Origin of the sequence: Coprococcus sp. TF11-13, assembly GCF_003481085.1 — a bacterium.
Classification (GTDB): Bacteria; Bacillota; Clostridia; order Lachnospirales; family Lachnospiraceae; genus Coprococcus; species Coprococcus aceti.
In genome coordinates this window covers 1,063,026-1,069,072 of the sequence record NZ_QUKK01000001.1, presented here as the reverse complement: position 1 = coordinate 1,069,072, position 6,047 = coordinate 1,063,026, and the positions used below count along the sequence as shown (strand labels likewise).

The window sequence follows — 6,047 nt, the reverse complement described above, 5'->3', positions numbered from 1 at the left end:
GATAAAGTAGACAAATATCTTAAAGCTTTTTTAGAAAGAGACCACAACACATCAAGCTACGTGTGTTGTAAGGTTAAGTTAGAAAGAGCGCAGGGTGGATGCCTTGGCACTGAGAGCCGATGAAAGACGTGATAAGCTGCGATAAGCTGCGGCAAGAAGCAAATATTCAATGAACCGCAGATTTCTGAATGGGGAAACCTGGCTGAGCAAACCTCAGTCGTCCTATACTGAATACATAGGTATAGGTCGGGAACCTCCTGAACTGAAACATCTAAGTAGGGAGAGGAAGAGAAAGAAACATCGATTCTGTTAGTAGCGGCGAGCGAAAGCGGAAGAGCCCAAACCGGAGTGCGTGCACTCCGGGGTATGGACTGCAACATGGCAGTGTTAACGATAGCAGAAGGGTCTGGGAAGTCCCGCCAAAGAGAGTGAAAGCCTCGTATGCGAAATTGAAAACACGCCTAGCAGAATCCGGAGTACCACGAGACACGAGAAACCTTGTGGGAAGGCGGAGGGACCACCCTCCAAGGCTAAATACTACTCAGTGACCGATAGCGCATAGTACTGTGAAGGAAAGGTGAAAAGGACCCCGGGAGGGGAGTGAAAGAGAACCTGAAACCCTGTGTTTACAAGCTGTGGAACTACGTTAAGGTAGGACCGCGTACTTTTTGTAGAACGGTCCGGCGAGTTTCTTGTACCGGCAAGGTTAAGCACTTAAGGTGCGGAGCCGAAGTGAAAGCAAGTGTTAATAGCACGTATAAGTCAGTACAAGAAGACCCGAAACCGGGTGATCTACCCATGTCCAGGTTGAAGTCGCCGTAAAAGGCGATGGAGGACCGAACGCACATCCGTTGAAAAGGGTGGCGATGAGGTGTGGGTAGGGGAGAAATTCCAATCGAACCCGGAGATAGCTGGTTCTCCTCGAAATAGCTTTAGGGCTAGCCTCGTATTAGTCTTGCGGAGGTAGAGCACTGAATATCCTAGGGGGCGTCAAAGCTTACCGAAGATTATCAAACTCCGAATGCCGCGTAGATGATGTACGGGAGTCAGACTGCACGAGATAAGTTGGGTAGTCAAAAGGGAAAGAGCCCAGACCACCAGCTAAGGTCCCAAAGTGCGTGTTAAGTGGTAAAGGATGTGGGATTTCGAAGACAACTAGGATGTTGGCTCAGAAGCAGCCATACATTCAAAGAGTGCGTAATAGCTCACTAGTCGAGAGGTCCTGCGCCGAAAATGTCCGGGGCTAAAACACGACACCGAAGCTGTGGATCCGAAAGGATGGTAGAGGAGCATTCTTAAGTCGACGAAGCTGTACTGTAAGGAGCAGTGGAGAGTTAAGAAGAGAGAATGCCGGAATGAGTAGCGAGATTTAAGTGAGAATCTTAAAGGCCGAATATCTAAGGTTTCCAGGGTAAAGCTGATCTTCCCTGGGTAAGTCGGGGCCTAAGGCGAGGGCGAGAGCCGTAGTCGATGGATAACAGGTTGAAATTCCTGTACTGCTTATGAACAGAACTGTGGGGACGCAGAAGGAGAGCACGAGCCGGAAATGGAAAAGCCGGTACAAGCGTATAGCAGTCATGCAGGCAAAACCGCATGAAAAATGTAAAGCGTTATGTGGATCGAACATTAGTAGAGAAGCGTGTGAGCCAGCTGCCAAGAAAAGCCGCTATTGTTTCATAAGTACCCGTACCGTAAACCGACACAGGTGGATGAGGAGAGAATCCTAAGGCCGGCGGGAGAAGTGTTGTTAAGGAACTCGGCAAAATGACTCCGTAACTTCGGGAGAAGGAGTGCCACAGAGATGTGGCCGCAGAGAAATGGCCCAAGCAACTGTTTAGCAAAAACACAGGTCTATGCAAAACCGAAAGGTGAGGTATATGGGCTGACGCCTGCCCGGTGCTGGAAGGTTAAGAGGAGAGGTTAGAGCAATCGAAGCTTTGAATTTAAGCCCCAGTAAACGGCGGCCGTAACTATAACGGTCCTAAGGTAGCGAAATTCCTTGTCGGGTAAGTTCCGACCCGCACGAAAGGCGTAATGATTTGGGCACTGTCTCAACAACACACCCGGTGAAATTGAAATACCAGTGAAGATGCTGGTTACCTGCGCCAGGACGGAAAGACCCCATGGAGCTTTACTCCAGTTTGATACTGGGATTCGGTACTGTCTGTACAGGATAGGTGGGAGGCTAGGAAATGGTGACGCCAGTTGCCATGGAGCCAACCTTGGGATACCACCCTTACAGTACTGGGTTTCTAACCTGCAGCCGTAACCCGGCTGGGGGACAATGTCTGACGGGGAGTTTGACTGGGGCGGTCGCCTCCGAAAGAGTATCGGAGGCGCTCAAAGGTTCCCTCAGAACGGTTGGAAACCGTTCGAAGAGTGCAAAGGCAGAAGGGAGCTTGACTGCGACACCGACGGGTGGAGCAGATACGAAAGTAGGACTTAGTGATCCGGTGGTATAAAGTGGGATTGCCATCGCTCAACGGATAAAAGCTACCCTGGGGATAACAGGCTTATCACTCCCAAGAGTTCACATCGACGGAGTGGTTTGGCACCTCGATGTCGGCTCATCGCATCCTGGAGCTGTAGCAGGTTCCAAGGGTTGGGCTGTTCGCCCATTAAAGCGGTACGCGAGCTGGGTTCAGAACGTCGTGAGACAGTTCGGTCCCTATCCGGCGTGGGCGTAGGATATTTGAGAGGAGCTGTCCTTAGTACGAGAGGACCGGGATGGACAAACCTCTGGTGTATCTGTTGTTTTACCAAAGGCATGGCAGAGTAGCCAAGTTTGGCAGGGATAAACGCTGAAGGCATCTAAGCGTGAAGCCCCCCTCAAGATAAGATATCCCATCTTCGGAGTAAGACCCCTTGAAGACTACAAGGTTGATAGGCTTTGTGTGTAAGTGCGGTAACGCACTCAGCTGAGAAGTACTAATAGGTCGAGGACTTATCCTTAGAGGTTTCTAAGAGATAAGCTTTAGAAGATACCTCTTTCTGTGTGAAATTCTGAAGGTACAGAATAAAAAAGTACCGGGAAAATTTAACGCTGCAGCAGGTGTTAAATTTTTTCTGTATATAGGGGATTGGTCAAATGGTATGATAGGAGTCTCCAAAACTTTTGGTGGGAGTTCGATTCTCTCATCCCCTGCTAGACAGGCGCCAGAAACCTTGTAAAACCAAGGCTTCTGGCGTTTTTTGTTTGTGAAAAAACAAAATCCGTAATAATTACGGAACGAAAATCAAGGAGCAATATACTTCATGTATGAACTTAAGAGACAGTTTTCTACTGTTGAATACAGAGAGATGAGCAAATTTTTACGTATTATGTTAATATAGAAAAAGAATAGAGATGACTGAGGTTGAGGAACTATGAGAATAATACACTGTGCGGATATCCATCTTGATTCAGCCATGAGTGCACATCTTGGAAGAGAAAGAGCCAGAGGCAGAAGAAATGAGATACTTAACACATTCAGGAAAATATTCGGGTATGCTGCAGAGAATGACGTGCAGGCGGTAATAATAGCGGGGGATCTCTTTGATTCAGAGACAGTGTCTGCCACGACGATAAATGTTGTTCTGGGGGAGATAGCGAAGTATGCTGACATAGATGTGTTCTATCTGAGGGGAAATCATGACCCGGATGAAAGCTTATTTGCGGGGCGGAGACTCCCAGAGAATCTGTATTTATTCGGAGATGAGTGGACGCAGTATCAGCTTAAGGGATCACGTATAGTGATCGCGGGCACTGTGCTGAATGACGAAAACTGCAACAGCATATATGATGAACTCGAACTGTATGAGAACGATATAAATATTGTCACACTCCACGGACAGGAGCAGGAATATGGCAGGGCTCGCAACATGAATGATGTATGCCTGAAGAAACTCAGGGGAAGAGGCATAGATTATCTGGCACTGGGACATGTGCACGGAAGAAAGCTGGAAAGCCTTGATCACAGGGGATTCTACTGCTATCCGGGATGTCTGGAGGGCAGGGGCTTTGACGAGTGTGGTGAGCACGGCTTTATGGTGCTTGATGTGGATGAGAGGAGGCATACGGTTGAGACCGAATTTGTGTCATTTGCCTATAGAAGGCTGTTCGATGTGGAAGTGGACGTGACAGGGGCAGAGTCAAGCTCTGATGCGGCGGACATGATCGCAGACAGACTGTATCAGGAACTGCCGGGGACAATGGAAGATGAGTCCAGGGACATGGTGAGGGTATCCCTCACAGGCGTGGTAAATGTTGAGAGCGAGATAAACACGGATTATCTGACTAAGCAGTTTCAGGATTCGTTCTACTATATGGAGATCTTGGATCACACGGATTTTCAGGTGGATTACACGAGGTATATGAATGATGCGTCCCTCAAGGGCGAATTCGTGAGGAAGGTCATGGGGCAGGATATGAGTGAAAATGACAAGGCATATGTGATCCAGACAGGACTCAGGGCTCTTGCGGGCGAGGAGATATTTTAAGTATGAGATTGATATCTTGTTATATAGATGGATTTGGCAAATTGAATAACATGGAAGTCCAGTTCGAGGATGGGATAAATACATTTGTCCAGGATAATGGCTGGGGTAAGTCGACTCTTGCTGCTTTTATCCGGGTCATGCTGTATGGCTTCGACGGTGAGACGAAGAGAAATGACATTGAGAATGAAAGAAAAAGATATCGCCCGTGGTCGGGGGCTGCCTATGGCGGAGAACTGGTATTTGAGAGCAGGGGCAGAAACTACAGGGTTCAGAGGACATTTGGCGCGAAGAAGAGCGATGACAAATGCGTGATATACGACGAGGCGACTCATGCTGTAACAGGAATGTTCACGGATAAGCTTGGGGAGGAGCTGTTTCATGTGGATTCTGCGTCATTTGTGAGAAGTATGTACATAGGGCAGGATGACTGCCGGACCTGGGCGACGGATGGGATAAGTGCTAAGCTTGGTAATATCGCTGACAGCACGGATGATATAAGCAATTATGAGAATGCCAGACAGATACTGAAGAATGTTATAAACAGGCAGTCGCCAACCAAGCGGACGGGGGAACTGTACAGGAGAAAATATGAGCTTGATGGGATGCGTGAGCAGGTCAGGGAGCTTGATGGAATAGACAGAAGTATAAATGAGCTGAATAAAAATATCCGTGAGATAGAAATGCAGAATCAGAACCGGATGGGACGACAGCGTGACAGTAAATATATCATGACAGGATTTTGTGCGTTGATCGCAGCACTTCTATCTCTGGGAATGTGGAAATTTATGCTTGGAATAGAAGAACCTGACGATATGGCTATGATTATATTTGTTGTATGTGCAGGTATGTTTTGGGTACTCGGAATCTACTACATTATACGCGGGATAAATGAAAAGATCAGGCACAGGAAGAATAAGGTGGAAGAGCCGGGGAATGACGCTGATGAAACCAGATCGGACGGATCAGATGATATATATACAGCCGATGACGAATCCGATATGGATGAGGAGATGTCGGTCTATATGGCAGAAAACATGAGACTTGGCGAGTATGCCAGGGAACTGGCGGAGCTCAAGCTTCGAAGACAGGAGATATCTGCTGTGAAGGCATCGTTGGCGGATAAGAAAAAGGCTTTGGAAGACGATCTGCACAGATACGAGCTCAACGTAAAGGCGTACGAGCTGCTGGGGGAGGCCAGGGATACATTTGCAGTGGGACATTCGGTGCCAGTCATGGAGGCATTTGACAGGTATTATGAGTGCGTTACAGGAGAGCATGCAGGAAATGTACAGGCGGCCCCGGATATGACAATCAGGTACAGAGAGCAGGGAATGTACAGGGATTCTCAGACCTTGAGCTCGGGACTGGCGGATATCCTCGGAGTGTGTGTAAGAGTTGCAATAGTGGACAGCATGTATCAGGATGAAAAGCCGATGCTCATAATGGATGATCCATTTGTCAATCTTGATGACAGAAATATGGCGGGGGCGAAGAAATTTGTGGAGAAGATATCGGAAAAATATCAGATATTGTATTTCACATGCAGCCAAAATCGTGTACTATAGATA

Annotated in this window: 2 protein-coding genes, 1 tRNA gene and 1 rRNA gene; all 4 read left to right on the top strand. The window is 47.8% G+C overall.

The features are described from left to right. Nucleotides 1-71: 71 nt before the first annotated feature. The 4 genes from DXD11_RS04680 to DXD11_RS04665 all read left to right on the top strand — a co-directional run bounded on the left by DXD11_RS04680 (nucleotide 72) and on the right by DXD11_RS04665 (nucleotide 6,044). Nucleotides 72-2,952, top strand: a 23S ribosomal RNA gene (locus DXD11_RS04680). A 122-nt stretch (nucleotides 2,953-3,074) separates the two neighbouring features. Further along, a tRNA-Trp gene (locus tag DXD11_RS04675) sits at nucleotides 3,075-3,145 on the top strand. Between the two features lie 221 nt (nucleotides 3,146-3,366). Then, a complete protein-coding gene (locus DXD11_RS04670) occupies nucleotides 3,367-4,479 on the top strand; it encodes a metallophosphoesterase family protein (RefSeq protein WP_118757853.1) in 1,113 nt (370 codons plus the stop codon). Between the two features lie 2 nt (nucleotides 4,480-4,481). Beyond that, nucleotides 4,482-6,044, top strand: a complete 1,563-nt coding sequence (locus DXD11_RS04665; protein ID WP_118757852.1) for an ATP-binding protein — start codon at nucleotides 4,482-4,484, stop codon at nucleotides 6,042-6,044. Nucleotides 6,045-6,047: the final 3 nt, after the last annotated feature.